Genomic DNA, 18,321 nt, shown 5'->3' on the forward strand with positions numbered 1-18,321 from the left:
TCTAATTATGGGCAAATTTGAGTCTTAATTTGTGGAAGGAATGAGTGAACTGTACTTTTGAATGAGCCAACAGCCCAACAAGGCACCCACTGTATTGGCAATCACATCCATTAATTCGGCCATTCTATTATAGGGCATTAGATGTTGCAAGAGTTCAATCAAAAGTCCGTAAGCCACCGCTAAAACAAAGACCACTCTTATTGCTTTTGCTTTGCTGAATTTATTTTTAAAGCTTTCTTGAAAGGCAAAATACCCGATAACCGTCGTAACCAAATAAATACCTAAGTGAACGAGTTTATCAAGATTATCAAACCAAAAATTAGATTCTTGCTCTTCAGGTATTCGATACAGGCTCAAATAGGTTATGAGTAACATCCATAAAGAGAATAGTAAAAGGAACTTTCGCTTATTAAGCACCTATAAGTTCTTTGTATGCACTTTCATCCAAAAGTTCTTCAATCTCTGAGGCATCAGAAATTTTTATTTTAATCATCCAGCCATCACCGTAGGGGTCTGAATTGACCTTCTCAGGTTCATCTTCAAGCGCTGTATTAAACTCTATGATTTCACCTGACAAAGGCAAGAATAAATCAGAAACCGTTTTTACTGCTTCCACGGTACCGAAAACCTCATCCTTATCAAGGGTCTCATCAAGTGTTTCAACTTCCACATATACAATATCACCTAATTCTCCTTGTGCAAAATCAGTAATCCCTACAAGTGCGGTATCTCCATCAACTTTAACCCATTCATGGTCTTTGGTATATTTTAATTCGGCGGGAATTTTCATGCTAAAAGTGATTTTTATGAATTAACAAATTTAAGGTAATATGAAACTATTGCAAGCTTAGTAGCTTAAGAATTATTGGTTTTAGTTACCAAAATTATAACGTAGTGTAAAGCCCGTATTTATCGTTGTTTGCGGGAATGCAGTAGATACCTTGAATTCTGAGAAGGAGTGGTCGTAGAAAAATAATGCATTTAAGTTTTTACTCAGGGCATAATCTGCAGTGAACTTAATTGACCACAAATCTTGTCCAGCAGTAATCTGATTGTTATCAATATCAAGATTTCGAATGATAGTAACATTATCTCGAAGTGATAAATCAGCTTTTAGATTTAGGTCACCTTTCAGTCGGGTCTTTTCACCACCAATGTTGGTTACAAATTTTACGTCTTTAAAACGGTATCCCAAACCTAAGGTATACTCCTTACCGTTGATTTCTGTCAACAAATTATTATCAAAGCTGAGGGATAAGGTTCTATCCGTACGTGCTTCGGCTAAAACGCTAAGCGAATTTTTCATTTCAAAATCAACGCGAATCAGCGGATTGAATTCATCGGTCATTACCACATTACTAATAATGTCTCTTGGTCTGAAATCAAGGGTCTCAGGGTCTAATACCCCATTTTCTCGCTCTAAGTTGGTTTGAAAATTATTAATACTGTAGGCCGCGCGGTACCCATGCGAAACTGAGAAACGCTTAAATTTCTTTTTAAACCATCGGTTTTTCATTAGACCTGTGTACTTGATATTCCAGTTTGGGATAGGAATTTGCCTAAAGGCATCCAAATTTACCCGATCAACATCTTGACCTGAATAGGCAGCAAAAAAGGCCGGAAGCAAAACTTCTTGTTGGGTCTTTCCATAACGTTCCGGAAATCCATCCTGGTCGATATTACCACTTGAAGGATTACCTCGGTCAGCTTCCAAACGATTGGCAATGGTAATTCGATTTTGTTTGAATTGCTCAAAACTTTCTGAATCGAATTCATCACTCTTTCTAAATATTGTGCCCAACATCATAGTGGAGATACTAAAGTTTCCAAAATTGTTGGTCAAAAGGTTTTCGTATTCAAAAGTGCCATCTACCAAGGTGTTTACACGAAAATTCTCCTGTAAACTTGAAGTAAATTGTCTATCAGCTGTTAAATCAATCGTTAAGTCTTGCGTTGGTTGCGCAGTTGCCGTAATGTTCAGTTGACGTGATAAATTCTGTAAAAATTGGCTGTTAAAATCAGGGAATCTGGTCAACCAACCTCTGCGAGCAGCCTCAAAACGAACATCTGACTGACTACCAAATACAAAACCTACAGAAGGCCTTAGTGTTCCAATAAATCCAGTTGACTGGGTATACCCCGGAAGAACCTTACCTCTGTTTTCACTATAGTTAACGTTTAAGCGCTTTACCATGGTAACTACATCAACAATGGTATTAAAGGCCTTACTGGTCTTGCGGCTCTTCGGTTTTTTCTCTTCACCATCTTTGGTGTTTCCTGCCTTGTCTCTACGAGCTGGTTGTTGATTGGCTTTTGTCTTACCATCGCGTTTTTTTAATCCTATGAAATCATAGAATCCCTGCATGCTCATGTTGGCAGTCAGGTTATGCGTGCTCGCATTTTGTACGGTGTTAATGTTTTCACCCGCTACTTCGAGTAAGGCATCACCGCCTCGTTGCCAATCAAAATTGCTGGTATAGGAATATTGTGCGTTTATAAAGCTTAGGAATGGAATTTTATCGAACGGCAGTTCATAGTTCAACTGCATTTGCTGAGAATGCCGATTTGGTTCACCGGTATCGAAAAAGCCATCCCACAAATCCAATGACTGGTCGATAATATCGCGACCGTCACTATCCTGCTCACCAGTAAAATAATTTCGAACGATGTTATTGTTTGAGCCTGTGAACTGCAAACGCATTGATTTTGTCAAACTGTAGTTCAAAGCGTACTGCCAATTCAACAAATAGTTTCGCTGTTGCAATACCGGTAAATTCAAAGCCTCAACCCCTGGGTCGATAACATCCCGAAACCGCTGGCGGTTAAACGCCCTATTGATATTACCATTAACCGAAATACTCGTAGGCAACAAGTTTATATTCAATTCTTTTAACCATTGCCAATACCTACCTGTAAAAAGAGAGTCTTTTTTCGCAAATGGAGCCAATGGAACCGGTTTGAAATTGTGATTGTAAACAAAGCCTGCGTTTACATTTTCATCAACTAAATCGGCAATCTCAAAATCACGGTGATTGGTTTTGTTGTAGGAATAATTGAACGTAAAGTTTTCAATATCATAAAAATTGGCTTCAGCCTCATCACCCCTATTTTTTCTAACTCCTATAAAGTTGACACTTCGTCGTTTGGTATAATCTTCAGCTTGTTCCCGAATATCATCGGGGTCAATATCAGGAGTCTCTTCAGCAGCTGCAATACGGTCTTCCAATTTTAAATCATCATAAACAGGGTCAAACTCTGGTGTAATTAATGTCTCTGACACCCCAAAATTAAAGGGTATCTGCAGTCCCCATTTTTGTGGAAAAAGCTGTCCGATATTTACATTGGTTACAACATCGTAAGAAACCACATCTTCACGTGCCCGTTCATTTGGCAATTGGTCTATGGTTCCAAAACCGGAAGTACTGGTATTGGCCGTTGCGGTGACGTTGGCAAAATCGGCCATGTTTGCATCAAGTGCAGCAATAGCTGCATATCCTCCATTGTTATCCAACCCAGCCAAACGCAATTCATTGAACCAAACCTCACCTCTTGCCGCTACATCGTCAATATTCTTTACACCCACCATCATGCTTCGAATACTACCAAAAGACGGATTACCTTTTATTCCAATTCGTAACCTGCCCAAAGTTCGGGGAGCAAATTCGTCAACTTCAACAACATTGCCATCAACAACTTCAAAGAATCGAAGCTCGTTCAAAGGCACTGTTTGTGTAGCGCTTTGTGATTGGGTTATACGTAAAGACTTGACCTTGTTCAAATCACTTAGCGCAATATCAATTTCATTTACTTCGGGCCAAATAACTTCTGGACTCGCTGAACCAAAGGGAGTGAATTGTAATGGCAATTCCACCTGATAGAAGTTATCCGTGAAATCCGTACCAATTCTCAGAAATCCAACTAAAGGCGTGTCATCATTTGAGTAATCGGAATCAATTATTTTCTCGGCATGCATGAACATCTTTATTCGCTCATACTGCCTTACGTCGATATTTAAATTCTTGAATACACCTCTTGAATCTTCAGGTTCAAGGTTGGAAACATTAAAGGATAGCGATTGCTCATTCTGGCGAATAATAGTGTTGTTATTGTTTAATTGTTCACGAACAACACCCGGAGGCAAAACATAGGGTATTGGGGTTCGTTGGCTATTTTCCTCAATGTTGACTGTATTTACATCAGTGATGGTACCATCATCGGCCGGATTGTTATCAACATCTGGTTGCAACGAATTGGTATAGGCCCGCCAATCACCACGAACTAAATCCAAGGTGGCAAAACGTAGAACTACGTCATCTGAAAATCCGGTCAAATACATTCGCATAAAACTGACTGATCTAAAGTCAGTAATACCCCCAACTGCTTCTGTAAAGTCCGTTAAAGGAATTTTATATTGAATCCAACGGTAATTTAATTGACCGCCATTAGGAACACGATTTCCGCTTGCCGTTCCTTCAATAATGTCGGTAACATAAGGGTCATTGACTGTTGTGTTTGGTTTGATTTCGATACGGTATTCATAGTAACTATTTACCGTATTCATGGTCAAATCGCGATCAACATCCTCTACATCAGGTAAAGTAGTGGAGCCCCTATTGGTATTGGTTACCTGTACTGGAGAGTTCCCGTCTGGATTGTTGAAATCCAGATAACGTTCTAAAATTCCACCTTCACGATTCAAGTAATAGGTATAATTATCAAGGGCTGGATCACCACCGGCATTAGGGTAAATTGCAGCTTCTGCAGCATCATCCAAACCATCATAACCAATATCTTGCAATCCTCTATTTGTCTCATCAGCATCAAAAGCATAAACCAATGATTGAGTCGAAGGAACTTCTCCCCATGAACTAGGAGCATTAAAATCATTACTGTTTAATCCCGGAAGCCCATTTTCGTATTGCTTTTTTCCATCTTTTAGGATATCCTCAGAAATATTACCCAAATTCAAAACCAATTCTCCAGGAGTAGTAGCATCCCCATCAACATAAGGGTCCAGTACCCAAAATTGAACAAACTCCACATTGGATTGCTCAAAGTTTGTACTACTAAGTGAACGCATAATTCCACCCCATTTATTTTCCGGTGCTCTTTGCTCAAAGCTTTGAGCAGAATTGTCTGTGGGTGATGCATTATAAGGTCCCCTTAGGTTTGGATAATATGCCAAATCCAGGGTTCCCTGAACTGTAGTTTGTCCCTGCGCAATATCAACTTGGGAAGAAAATACCTCATCGATAAAAATTCTGCGGGTTTCATTCAATGAAATATCGTTATCCGAAATTGCGGCAGGCCTTTGGTTGGTATAGAAAATAGGATCAATGGTGTACCAAGCAGTTTTTGCTCGACCAAATCCGTTTTGCAAATTAGCAGGGTCTTCTGGAGAGCTTCCTGATAATTGTCCGTTCTGTGTAAATTCTAGAGGTGTACTTGCCAATGACCATCCCAAGAAGGAGCGGATATCGATTAAAGCTTGGGCACCCTCAAAATCATCTAAATAGGTAGTTGTCTCACCTTCAAAATCAGCATTTTTAGGTGAATTCGGACTTAAAAAAGCTGCTTCGGCCCGTAAAGACAGGTTGGAGGGGGCATCGGTGTCTATGTTGGGCAACTTATTGGCTAACCTTGTCAGAAAAGGAATTTCCGTACTAAAATTACCGTTAAGACCAAAAATGGTATTGTTTACGGGTTCGATACCAAAATTCGACTTTTGGGTCAAAGGGCGTTCGTTCAAATTCAAAAGCGTTCCACCAAGAACAAAGTTCTCACTAAACTTGTGCTCAACATTTACACCAGTAAATCGACGTGTTTGTTGGCCAAATACCGCGTTGTTCTCTACAGAAATATTGATTGGTACGTTTGAAGCTTCCAAGCTTGGGTCCAACAACTGTACGGTACCTGCCTGATAATTCACGGTATAATCAATACCTTCTTGTAATTGACGTCCGCCTGCAGTGACTCGGACTGAACCTCGAGGCACATTGAAGGCACCTATAGGGATACCATTGTTACCTTGTGACTTATATCGGCCTTTTAATTGAAACCGATTCTTTTGTGCATCTTGTAAAGATGCTGCCTTGGTTTTGGCGTAAAGATTTCGGAATACGTATTTCTGTTGGTTTGCGTTGTAGCCCTGATCGTTTTCTACATCATAGGTTCCACCACCCAACAATTCAAAAAGATACTCCCCAAAAGGTTCGACTTTAGTAAAAATGATACGACCCGTTTGAGAATCGACTGTTATTCCCTGAACATAATCAAAGAATCCATCACCGCCCGATTGCACATCATTGTAAATGTTCAATCTATCAAAGTTGAACACATTCAAGAGTATACGTTCTTGCAAGGGCTTACCTGCATTGGAAGCTGAAATCGGAAAATCCTCTCCGCCAGCTGGTGTAATGTAATTACGAGGTGTCGGGTCGGTATAAAGAATATTCATTCGAAAATCTTCCTGCAAAAGTTGAAAAGCACCAGTTGCATAGATGTTCTTCATCATTAAGTCCCAAATAGGATCCTCAACATTGGTAATATTGCTTTTCAACAATTTCAATATCAAGGTGTTGTTTTCGATAATGGGATTGGCCCCATTTATGCCACCTGTGACCGTAGTCGCGTCAAGACCACCGTTGGCAAACTCACCAACCTGAAAAACCTGACCGTTAACGGTATATTGAAAAGCTACACCCAAAACTTCATCGTTACTCAGACGTTGGTTCAATGAAATGTAGCCCAATTGGGAATTAAACTGGTAATCACGACCAACTTCCAATTTTCTTGCATTTTCCAGAATGGCATAGTCAAAACCTTGGTTGGCTTGGTAACCATTTGAAAAATTAAAGCCTGCTTCAACGGTTGCTATTTCCCTTATTCCGTCGGTCAAAACCCCTTCAGGACTATCAATTAATTCAGGGTCAAAAGAGTTTACACCATTATCGGGGAATCCTGCAGCGGCCGAAGCCTTGAAAAAGTTGACTGGCGCTCCGCCTTGATTGTTTATCCTGGTCTGGTCTGGAATGGCTTCCCCTAAATCTTGAATAGCGACAACATTACGAACGTTAGTAGTTAATTGGCCTCGATTCGTTACCCAAACCTCTAAACGGGTAATTTGTACTTGGCTTTGAATAAAGGGGTATCGCTCTAAAGCATCATCATAATTATCCCTAAAATATTGGGCCAAGAAGAAATGCTTGTCCTCATCATAATCTAATGCAGTCAGTGCAAATTCGTTAATGGTACCACCACCTTGTGCGGTTACCGTATTGTTTTGCGAGCGTTGTTCTGAAAAAACTGCGGTAACCGTTGTTCGACCAAATTGCAATTGGGTCTTGACACCAAATAAGCTTTGGGCTCCTTGAATCAAGGAACTGTTCAATGGCATATTTACATTACCTACCTCAATTGAGCGAAGGATATCGTCTTCGGTTGGGGTATAATCCAACTTAATGAGGTTCTGAAAATCAAATGTAGCCTCGGTATCATAATTGGCTGTTACCTGTAAGCGTTCACCAACCTTGCCCAGCATACTTAAACTGATGCGCTGATCAAAGTCAAAGGATAAGTTTGTTCGGTTTCTAGGTGATAGTGACGGATTATCATTCTTTTGCCAAATAACCCCCAAATCCATCGCAACGGAACCTTGTGGAATAATCTCAATGGTATTACCCCCAAATATTGATTCGAAGAAATTATTGTTGATGTAAAAGTTTGGTAACAGATTTTTACGGGCTTCTTCACTTCCTTCCTTTTTTCCACTAAAAGCATCAATCTTTTCCTTGAAATAAGATTTCATGCTTTCTTTTCGAACCAGTTCATAAAATTGGTCAGGAGTTAAAAATAAAGGATAATTGACGTTGAAATCCCCAACACTTTCTGTGTAGACATACCTATCAAGTTTAGGGTCATAAGTGTACTTCGAAACAATGCTATCAGGATTGCCCATTTCGAGCTTACCAAGCGATGCTCCCGTTTTTACGGAATCAACGGCCTGCCCCTCGGTATCTTGAGCCTGAAGGCTATTCACCGAGCCCCAAATGGCGAAAACAAGAAATATGGCCTTAAATAACTTGTATTTAAGAATTGGTGTGGTTGCCCCTCTTTCCAAAGTCTGCTATAAGTTTTTTAGCGCTTTTTTGATTATGTTCTCAACGCTTAGGGAGGACTCTTGTGCCACTATCTTATCTACTACTTTCTCAGCCTGTCTTCTGGCAAAACCAAGAACCTCTAAAGCAGATAACGCTTCTTCCTTACTCGTATTGTTTGTAGTTGCTGAAACTTCGTCAATATCGTAAACCTTTAAAATCTTGTCTTTCAAGTCTACGATTACGCGTTGGGCGGTTTTTGCACCAATACCTTTTATAGATTGAATTGCAGCGACATCACCACTGGCAATTGCCGTTTTAACTTGATCAGGGGTCATTGAAGAAAGCATTGTTCGGGCTGTGCTCGCTCCAATGCCAGAAACGGAAAGCAACAAAACAAAAATTTCACGTTCGACCTTGTTAATAAAACCGTACAACGTGTGTGAATCTTCGCGAACCAACAAATGGGTGAACAACCGTAAATTTTCCTCATCTGGAATTTGAGAAAAAGTATTTAAGGATACATTTAAAAAATAACCAACCCCACCGCATTCAATAATTACGTGGGTCGGACTTTTTTCAACTAATTTTCCATTAAGGTGTGCAATCATGGCACTACGATTTTTTTATTTTGGCATTCTTGCGTTTCTCTCGCTCTTGGGCATCAATTACAGCAACAGCAGCCATATTGACCATCTCATCTACACTTGCACCTAGTTGAAGTATATGAACCGATTTTCGAAGCCCTACCATAACAGGTCCGATTGAATGTGCCTTATTTAACCCTTTTAAGAGCTTGTAGGTAATATTGGCCGCGTCAAGATTTGGAAAAATAAGCGTATTTACTTTTCTACCGGCCAATTTTGAAAATGGAAAATTGGTTGTGCATAATTCCTGATTGAACGCAAAATCTGTCTGAATTTCTCCATCAACAATAAGCTCCGGATTACTTTCATGAAGCATTTTTACCGCTTCTCTAACTTTTTGCGCTTGAGGATGTGCTGAAGAACCGTAATTAGCATAGGATAACATTGCAACTACCGGTTCAAAACCAAAAGTGGATGCCACATTCGCAGTCATTTTTGCAATCTCTGCTAAATCTTCTGCGTTTGGATTAATATTAACGGAAGTATCTGCAAGAAAGAGTGGTCCTCTTTCCGTTATCATAACATTGACGGTAGCGGCATTTTTTACTCCGGTTGCCCGACCAACAACTTCAAAAACTGGCCTAAGCACTTTGGGGTAAGATCGCGAATAACCTGAAATCATACCATCTGCAGCACCTTCAACGACCATCATTGAACCAAAGTAGTTTCGTTTGCCCATATTTACCCTAGCACTGTACTGGGTATCACCTTTACGCTTACGAAGTGCCCATAGTTTCTCGGCGTATTTCGTTCGTATCTCAGAAGATTCTTCATTACGAGGATCAATAATATCGACCTTCGCATCAAACTCCAATTCGGCTTTAAGACGGTTGATTTTTTCTTTGTCCCCTAATAATATTGGAATGGCAATCCCTTCCTCATAAACGATTTGAGCTGCTTTTAGAACATCCAAGAGCTCCGCTTCAGCAAAAACAATACGCTTCGGGTTTGCTTTGGCCCTGTTATGCAAGGAACGCATGAACTTTTCGTCATTTCCAGAACGAGACAATAACTCCTCTTCATATTTTGCCCAATCTTGAATTGGAGCCTTTGCAACACCACTTTCCATGGCGGCTTTAGCAACTGCAGGGGGTATTCTAGAAATAAGACGAGGGTCAAATGGCTTTGGTATGATATAATCCTTTCCGAAGGTAAGTCGGGTCATATCGTAAGTAATATTGACTTGTTCAGGAACGGGCTCCTTGGTCATTTCTGCCAGCGCACGAACAGCAGCCATCTTCATTTCTTCATTAATTTTAGTCGCCCTAACATCTAAAGCTCCTCTAAAAATGAAAGGGAAACCCAATACATTGTTAACTTGATTAGGATGATCGGAGCGACCCGTTGCCATTATAATATCTTCCCGTGTGCGACAAGCCAAATCATAACCAATTTCTGGGTCTGGATTGGCCATGGCAAAAACAATTGGATTGTCGGCCATTGAAGTCAACATTTCAGGACTCACTATATCAGCGATGGACAATCCAATGAATACGTCGGCACCTTTCATCGCTTCTTCTAAAGTGTCTATTTTTCTATCAGTGGCAAATTCTGCTTTTTGTGTTGTAAGATTATCCCTGTCTTTTCGAATAACACCTTTGCTGTCGAGCATTACCATATTTTCAGCCTTGGCACCAAAAGCTCGATAGAGTCTTGAACAGGATATTGCCGCTGCTCCTGCACCACTGATTACAATTTTGACCTGATCTATTTTTTTATTTGAAAGCTCTAAGGCATTTAGGAGTGCAGCGGCTGAGATAATGGCCGTCCCATGCTGGTCGTCGTGCATAACTGGAATATCCAGTTCTTCCTTGAGACGCCGTTCAATTTCAAAAGCCTCAGGTGCCTTAATATCTTCAAGATTTATACCTCCAAAAGTTGGGGCAATAATCTTTACAGTTTCCACGAATTTGTCTACATCTTCCGTATCCAATTCAACGTCGATGCCATCGATGTCCGCAAAAATTTTGAAAAGGAGACTCTTGCCCTCCATTACGGGCTTTGAAGCTTCTGGACCAATATTTCCCAAACCTAAAACGGCTGTCCCATTTGAAATTACTGCGACCGTGTTTCCCTTAGCAGTATACCTATAAACCTCATCTTTATTCTTTTCAATTTCCAAACATGGTTCAGCAACACCTGGGGAATAGGCCAAGGCTAAATCACGTTGTGTTGCATAAGGCTTGGTAGGAACTACTTTTATCTTACCTGGCTGTGGTTTTGCATGATATACCAATGCCTGCCTGCGCTGTTTTTCTTTGCTCATAGATTCTCGATGTGCGGGCAAAAATACGGCTTACAAAATGTTTCTTGTTAATACTTCTGTTTTAAAAAATAGACTGATTGCTTACCGTTATAGATCAGAAACTGATTCTTCTTTTTGAACATTTAATCGGAGTGCCAAAATACAGGCGATAACAAAAAATATCCCTGCAAAATACATCGCATTAACTGCATTGCCGCCTAACAGATTTTTAAAGATTGGACCGAAGGTAAGTGTTTGTATACCCATCGGAATTACAATCATCATATTCAATATTCCCATATATACACCTCTTCGTTCCTGTGGAACAATTTTAGAGACCATACTATATGGAATACCCATCATTGCGGCCCAACCGATTCCGAAAAGTACCATCGGGAAAAGTACATAGACGGGGTCTGTGATATTCGGAATTGCCAATAGTGCTAAACCAGTACCTAATAAACTTATTGCGTATATTTTCTTGCCTCCAAAACGCATTGTTAGCGGAACCAAGATTAAGGCTACCACCGCAGTAACGATATTATATGTAGTGCTCATTTTTGCTGCCTGGGCTGCAGCTTCAGAAGTATCATAACCTAGAGTACTTCTAAAGAGCGGCGTTATAAATTGCCAGTAAACAAAAAGGGCATACCATTGAAATAGGTATACTGCCGAAAGCTTCCACATGAACTTTGGCATGTCTTTTACCGCTTCTGAAATTTCAGCAAAAGGCTTTTTTACCTTCTCTAAAAAAGGTAAACTGCGATTTCTTTCTATTTCCTTTAGTTCTTCATCTGGGGGAGGAATTTCTGGTGTTTTCAAAACCGACCAAAGTATGGTGGTTATCGAAAGAAAAGAACCTATAAAGAAAGAATAATATAGCCATTTGGGTATTTGACCGGAAACTTCCTCTCCGCCTCCAAACCAATCTTGGAATAAAAATATTGATGCATTTGCAAGCAAAATACCAGCTCCTACAAAAAGGCTTTGCATTTGATAACCGAGACTTAATTGGTTGTCGGGTAGCTTGTCACCTACAAATGCCCGATAGGGTTCCATTGCCATATTGTTACCCACATCTAAAATCCATAATAGGCCAACGGCAAACCAAAGGGCCGGACTTAAGGGAAAAGCAAAAAGACATATACTTCCCATAATTGCTCCAATAAGGAAAAAAGGTTTTCTCCTGCCCCATTTTGGCGACCATGTCTTGTCAGAAATGGCCCCAATGATCGGTTGAATGATCAAACCAGTTACTGGCCCTGCAATATTTAGAATTGGTAAAGTTTCCTCTTTGGCCCCCAGAAAAAGAAATATTGGATTGATAGCACTTTGTTGTAAACCAAAGCTGTATTGGATACCTAAAAATCCAACGTTCATATTCCAAATCTGCCAAAAATTAAGTTGGGGTTTTTTAAGCTTTACCATTGTTGTTTAAAGTTATTAGTTGGTCGGAATTCTTTAAAAAAATGCTCTTTCGAATATAAGGTTTTTAAAGTTTGTAGTAAAAAATTGCAAAACTCCTAATTTGAATTCTATACGCTTAAGTAGACTTGCTCCTCCGTACCCACTGACTCTGTGATTAAAAGTTTCTTCAATTCTAGATTAACCTCCAATTTTACCCAGTTTGAACCCTTTGACCATTTAATTTGAAGGATTTCATTTGGTGTTTCCAACAATTTAAAATCACCATCGAATGCTTTACGCGTGTTTCGAAATCTCATAAGTTCAGCCAATTGTTCAAACATTGGATTGGCTGTCTTCTTTAAAATTTCTTCCTTGGTATAATAATGCCTGTTAATGTCTCGACCAACGTTTGTTTTGGCCAATAAATCCATATCATTATCGTCGCCAAATAATCCCACATAATATACTTGGGGTATTCCCGGTACGAAAAATTGAATTGCCCTAGCTATTAAATAAGCACTTTCATCTTTACCAAGTGCTTCAAAATAGGTACAGTTAACCTGATATAGATCAAGGTTCGAGGCTGCGCTGCCAGTTGCCTTTAAACTTCTGCCCTCGCTATTGGCATGCATCTTGTTTACAATATTGTCCAGAACTGAATCTGGAATGAGCCCTTTCTCACCTCCTTCAGAAGCCACATCGACAATACCAATACCATCATGTGTATCCAAAACAGTAATAACATTTTTAGGTGCTGTGCGCAGCCAATTTTTTAGATTGTTTGCATTGTGGTTGAACAAGGTGTCAAGAACAAGTACTGGTAAAGCAAAATCATAGACAAAATCAACTTTTTTCGCAATTTCAATTTGGGTCTTGTAAAACGAATGAATTTCAACCAATACTTCAATACCGTGTTCGTGTGCCTTTTTGGTGAGTTTGTCAATGAATTGGAAGGTTTCAGGAATCATAAAACAAGAAGTCCCCGTTTTTTTAATAGCGTAACCAGCGGCATCCAATCGAATCATTGAAATTCCAGCACTCTGGTACAATTCCAAAATGGTGTCCAGGTACTTTTTTCCGCCCTCTGAATGCACATCAATATCTATCTGTTTCTGGGTAAAGGTGGTCCAAACCAATTTTTCCGATCCGTTAGCTAATTTGAATTTTGTGAATGGAAAACCAGGTCTAGGACGGTATATATTCAATAAATCTGTTTCCGTTGCCCCTTCAGGAAAGACTTTATCATAGGTCAAAAAGAGTGAATCATATGCCGATTCAGAACCCTTTTCCAGAAAATCTTTGAACTCAATGGAGTCTGCCGACATATGGTTTACAATTAAGTCTGCCATTACATCGACCGATGAGCTTAAGTCTTTTATATCGTTCCAATCACCAAGTCTAGGATCAACCTTTTTATGGTCTATTGGGTCAAATCCAGCGTCCTCACCATCAATAGGGTAGAAGAAAGGCAAGATATGGACCCCACCGAACAAACCTTTCAATTCGTTCGTTAGCAATTCCTTTAAATCAGTGATGTTTTTACAACCGATACGATCAACGTAGGTAATTAGCTGAATTTGATTTTTCACTTGTCAAAATTTTCAAAAAGTGGTGAGGGATATTTTTATAGGGAACCAATAATACGTCTTAATCCTGAAAATTATGAGCATTTTACTGAGGATTTCGTAAAATTTTCTTCGAAAACGTTTGAAATTTTATATTTCTATCAAACCTGGATTTCAAATAGACTGGCCAACTATTATTTTTTAAGAAAACTGATGTTTCGTTGCAGTCCTGAGTATTTGGTTCTTTTGACTGCTGAATTTTTAAAAACTTTTTTGAAAACCTCCTCGGTCAACTCTTCCCAATCTTTATATGACATTTTCAAGAGCTCTGAATTTGCTTCAAATAAAGGTTCGGAATGAGGCTTAGAAAATCTATTCCATGGACAAACATCTTGACAAACATCACAACCAAACATCCATTCATCCAATTGACCTTTAAATTCTGTTGGTATTTCATTTTTCAATTCAATGGTAAAATAGGAGATACATTTACTACCATCAACAACGTAGGGTTCAACTATTGCTTGGGTAGGACAAGCATCTATACAGGCCGTACAAGTTCCACAGTGATCAGTGGTAGGTGTATCATATTCCAAATCCATATCAATAATGAGTTCAGCTATAAAATAAAAGGAACCTACCTCCTTTGTTAATAAATTACTGTGCTTGCCCATCCACCCCAAACCACTTCGAGCTGCCCATGCCTTGTCTAAAACAGGAGCAGAATCGACAAAAGCCCTGCCATTGACTTCTCCTATTTCATTTTCAATGTACGCTAACAGCTGTTTCAACTTATCTTTTATCACAAAGTGATAATCGGTACCATAAGCGTATTTCGAAATTTTGAATGAGTCTGGATTCTGAATTTTCGAAGGATAATAATTCAAAATAAGCGATACAACAGATTTAGCTCCATCAACCAATTTGGTCGGGTCCAATCGCTTATCAAAATGGTTTGCCATATAGCCCATTTCTCCCTGCATATTTTTATTGAGCCACTTCTCAAGTCTTGGCGCCTCTGCTTCTAAAAACTCAGCTTTTGAGATTCCACATGACAAAAAACCGAGGCGCTTGGCTTCGGTTTTTATCATATTACTGTAATCTCTTCGGTTCATAAACCGAAGTTACATTTTAATTTTTTCAGCGAACACTATATCTTTTAAGAAGTTGGTGGTTTATAAGCTGGCACAATATTTTCCAAAGGTTTTATTGTCTTGAGATATAGAAAAATTGCCTCTACGTCTTCATCAGTCAAATTTTTATAAGCTTCTACCGGCATTGGAGGCATAATAGGTCGGCTATTCTCAAGACCTTTGTATTTACCCTGTTTCATTGCTCTTTTAAACTGTTCGAGATTCCAATTGCCCAATCCAGTTTCATGTGGCGTTAAATTACCAGCGAAAGAAGTGCCCCAGGGTCCTACTGCTACGGTCAATTCTGCTCCAAATAAAACCCAAGGCCCGAGTGGCACATTATCAGGAACTGGAGGTAGTGGCCTTGAACTATTGTATCCCATAAGATGTTTGTCCATATCTGGTACAGGGCCCAATGCCGTCATTTTTTTAGGAGTATGGCAATCTGCGCATCCTAAAATGTTCACGAGATACTCGCCATGTTCCTCTTTCTCAATTTCTTCTACTTTAGCTAGGACTGGGACATCTTTTTCTTTTGGCATTTCATTACATGAGATAAGAAAAAGTAATCCGAAAATTGTAATTAATGTTGTTTTCATATTTCACTGGTTTTAGGTTGTATAATCCTATAGCCGCAAAATATTATTTTGAATAAGGTCTCAGTCTTAAATCTTTATGATTGGACTAAAAAACTGTATAACAGGTAGTTAAATAATAAAGCACTCTTTAATTATATGGTTTGGAGTATCAATTTCAACCCAAAATTCGTTCTTCATTTTATTTATTTTATATGAAGAAAATCAAGTTCGTTGCTCAAACCGCAGATAAGCATTTTTAGGCCTTAACGTAATTAAAGGAAGAATCTCAATTTCTGAAGTAGTTGATATTATTGTTCGGTTTGCAATAAGTTCTGAAATGACCATTTGCATCTCAAACATGGCAAAATTGTTGCCAATGCACATTCTGGGACCTGCACCAAAAGGAAAATAATAATCAGAATGCTGATTATTGGGTCCAGCGAATCGTTCAGGTTTGAATTTCATAGGGTTCTCCCAATAATCTTTGTGGCGATGTATTTCAATCGCGGAAAAAAGTAAAGGTGTTCCCTTCTTAATTTTCATTCCATCATAATTATCATCTTCCAAATTCATTCGATCAATAAAATAAGCTGGTGGATATAGTCGCATAGCTTCTTCCAAAACTTGTCTGGTCATTTGCTGAGACATTAAGGTTGACATCAAGTCTAATTCTCCACCTAAGGCAACATCATTACCAATTTTACCTTGGTACTCAGGATTTTGAGCCAGTAGCTGACATGTAAAAGTCAGCGCATTGCTTGTGGTCTCATGGCCCGCTGTAAATAAAATCATGATTTCATCAATCATTTGCTCCTTTTCCATGGAACCCCCGTCTTCATATCTGGCGTCTAATAATAAATCCAACAGATCATCTTTACGACGTGAACTCTTTTTGCGCTGTTCTATCAGTTGTTCGATAAGGCCACGTGCTTCTTTAACCATATTAAAGTGCCGACGCAATAATCCACTTCCTTTGAACCACCAGGCCAAATATGGTTGTCTCAATTCTCGAACCAAGATTTTTTGTGATGCTTCAACAATTTCTTGTAGACGGGCAATTGTAGATTCCTCAACTTCACCACTAAATAGTGATTTTGCAACCACTTGAAATGCCAGCCTTCCAAAATAGGGCTCTATATCAATTTCTTTATCAAATGGAATTTGAGCTAGTTCTTCGTTGATGGTCTCTTGCATTATCTCCAAAAGATTGGATAAATGTTTTTTATGAAATGCAGGTTGAATAAGTTTTCGTTGTGTTTTCCAGTGCTCACCTTCTGCAGTCAATAAGCCTTTACCTAAGTATTTGGCAACCTCTTTGGTTTGAACTTCTGATTTTGTGTAATTCCGTTGATTTTTTTGAAGTGCGTATTTTAAGAAGCCGGCATTACGCGAAAAAATTATTTTTTTCTGGAATCCGATATTGAGAATGAAAGTATCTCCTTTTTCTTCGAAGTTGTCATGGTGAAACGGAAGTGGATTTTTGACTATTTCAAGCGCACGGCCAAGAAACTTAGAAAAAGAAACTTCAGGAATTTTTTTCTCTTTTGCCATATATCAAAATAGCCCAGGTTGTGAACCTCCCTTGACCCTACCTAAATGTTTGTATGCCAATTCAGTAGCTTCACGACCACGAGGAGTTCGCATAATAAAACCTTGTTGAATGAGAAAAGGCTCGTAAACCTCTTCGAGGGTCTCTGCACTTTCTGAAACCGCAGTGGCCAATGTAGTTATGCCAACAGGACCTCCTTTGAATTTATCAATTATAGTAGACAAAATCTTATTATCCATTTCATCCAGTCCATTGGCATCTACATTCAATGCCTTCAATCCAAATTTTGATATCTCCAAATCAATATTTCCATCTCCCTTAATCTGAGCAAAATCTCGCACGCGCCTTAAAAGAGCATTACAGATTCTTGGTGTACCCCTGCTCCTACCTGCAATTTCTATGGCCGCTTCGTTTGATATCGGCACTCTTAAAATATCAGCACTACGCTGAACAATTGTTGATAAAAGTTCAGTATCATAATATTCCAGTCTACTACTAATCCCAAAGCGGGCCCGCATTGGTGCAGTCAATAGGCCAGAACGCGTTGTAGCACCAACTAAAGTAAAAGGCGCTAAATTGATTTGTACCGATCGGGCATTAGGCCCCGTCTCGATCATAATATCAATTTTATAATCTTCCATTGCGGAATAAAGATATTCTTCAACTATTGGGCTTAATCTATGTATTTCATCAATAAACAATACATCGCGTTCATCTAGATTTGTCAGAAGACCTGCTAAATCACCAGGTTTGTCCAATACAGGACCTGAAGTAACCTTTATACCTACACCCAACTCGTTTGCCAAAATATGGGCCAAGGTGGTCTTTCCCAATCCCGGAGGTCCATGAAATAAGGTGTGGTCAAGAGCCTCTCCTCGCTGATTCGCAGCCTCAACAAAAACCTTAAGGTTTTCAAGTACTTGTTCCTGCCCAGTAAAATCATCGAAGGCAATCGGTCGTAATGCTCTTTCGATATCCAATTCTTCAGGAGAAAAGTTTTCTGAAGTTGGGTCAAGGTTTTCGTTCATACAAACAAAGATAGGGCAATTAACCAAGAGGATATTCAAAGTTTATTGTAAGTGAAATAGCAGCATTTTATCG

At 39.3% G+C, this 18,321-nt stretch carries 11 protein-coding genes; all 11 read right to left on the reverse strand.

From position 1 onward, the window contains the following. Positions 1-24 precede the first annotated feature (24 nt). The 11 genes from HCU67_RS01610 to ruvB all read right to left on the reverse strand — a co-directional run bounded on the left by HCU67_RS01610 (position 25) and on the right by ruvB (position 18,248). A complete protein-coding gene (locus HCU67_RS01610) occupies positions 25-375 on the reverse strand; it encodes a VanZ family protein (RefSeq protein ID WP_210423598.1) in 351 nt (116 codons plus the stop codon). Positions 376-409: 34 nt separating this feature from the next. After that, positions 410-790, reverse strand: a complete 381-nt coding sequence (gcvH, locus tag HCU67_RS01615) for a glycine cleavage system protein GcvH (RefSeq protein ID WP_168550863.1) — start codon at positions 788-790, stop codon at positions 410-412. A gap of 81 nt (positions 791-871) precedes the next feature. Then, positions 872-8,119: a T9SS outer membrane translocon Sov/SprA gene (gene sov / locus HCU67_RS01620; protein ID WP_168550864.1), complete on the reverse strand. Its 7,248-nt coding sequence runs from the start codon at positions 8,117-8,119 to the stop codon at positions 872-874. A 6-nt stretch (positions 8,120-8,125) separates the two neighbouring features. Further along, positions 8,126-8,707 carry a Holliday junction branch migration protein RuvA gene (ruvA, locus tag HCU67_RS01625; RefSeq protein ID WP_168550865.1) on the reverse strand — a complete coding sequence of 194 codons (582 nt, stop codon included), beginning with the start codon at positions 8,705-8,707 and terminating at the stop codon, positions 8,126-8,128. Positions 8,708-8,711: 4 nt separating this feature from the next. After that, positions 8,712-11,009, reverse strand: a complete 2,298-nt coding sequence (locus HCU67_RS01630; protein WP_168550866.1) for an NADP-dependent malic enzyme — start codon at positions 11,007-11,009, stop codon at positions 8,712-8,714. 87 nt (positions 11,010-11,096) lie between these two features. After that, the gene (locus HCU67_RS01635) at positions 11,097-12,416 is read right to left on the reverse strand and encodes an MFS transporter (RefSeq protein ID WP_168550867.1); all 1,320 of its coding nucleotides are present in this window, start codon (positions 12,414-12,416) and stop codon (positions 11,097-11,099) included. A 107-nt stretch (positions 12,417-12,523) separates the two neighbouring features. Continuing rightward, positions 12,524-13,984 (reverse strand): sucrose phosphorylase, encoded by a 1,461-nt coding sequence (gtfA, locus tag HCU67_RS01640; RefSeq protein ID WP_168550868.1) that lies wholly within the window; start codon positions 13,982-13,984, stop codon positions 12,524-12,526. A gap of 170 nt (positions 13,985-14,154) precedes the next feature. Next, positions 14,155-15,075, reverse strand: a complete 921-nt coding sequence (gene queG / locus HCU67_RS01645) for a tRNA epoxyqueuosine(34) reductase QueG (protein ID WP_168550869.1) — start codon at positions 15,073-15,075, stop codon at positions 14,155-14,157. Between the two features lie 44 nt (positions 15,076-15,119). Continuing rightward, complete coding sequence (locus HCU67_RS01650) at positions 15,120-15,692, reverse strand: cytochrome c (protein ID WP_168550870.1); 573 nt, start codon at positions 15,690-15,692, stop codon at positions 15,120-15,122. A gap of 201 nt (positions 15,693-15,893) precedes the next feature. Further along, complete coding sequence (locus HCU67_RS01655) at positions 15,894-17,222, reverse strand: cytochrome P450 (protein ID WP_168550871.1); 1,329 nt, start codon at positions 17,220-17,222, stop codon at positions 15,894-15,896. Positions 17,223-17,225: 3 nt separating this feature from the next. Then, a complete protein-coding gene (gene ruvB / locus HCU67_RS01660; protein ID WP_168550872.1) occupies positions 17,226-18,248 on the reverse strand; it encodes a Holliday junction branch migration DNA helicase RuvB in 1,023 nt (340 codons plus the stop codon). Positions 18,249-18,321: the final 73 nt, after the last annotated feature.

The organism is Croceivirga thetidis, assembly GCF_012272815.1.
Classification (GTDB): domain Bacteria; phylum Bacteroidota; class Bacteroidia; order Flavobacteriales; family Flavobacteriaceae; genus Croceivirga; species Croceivirga thetidis.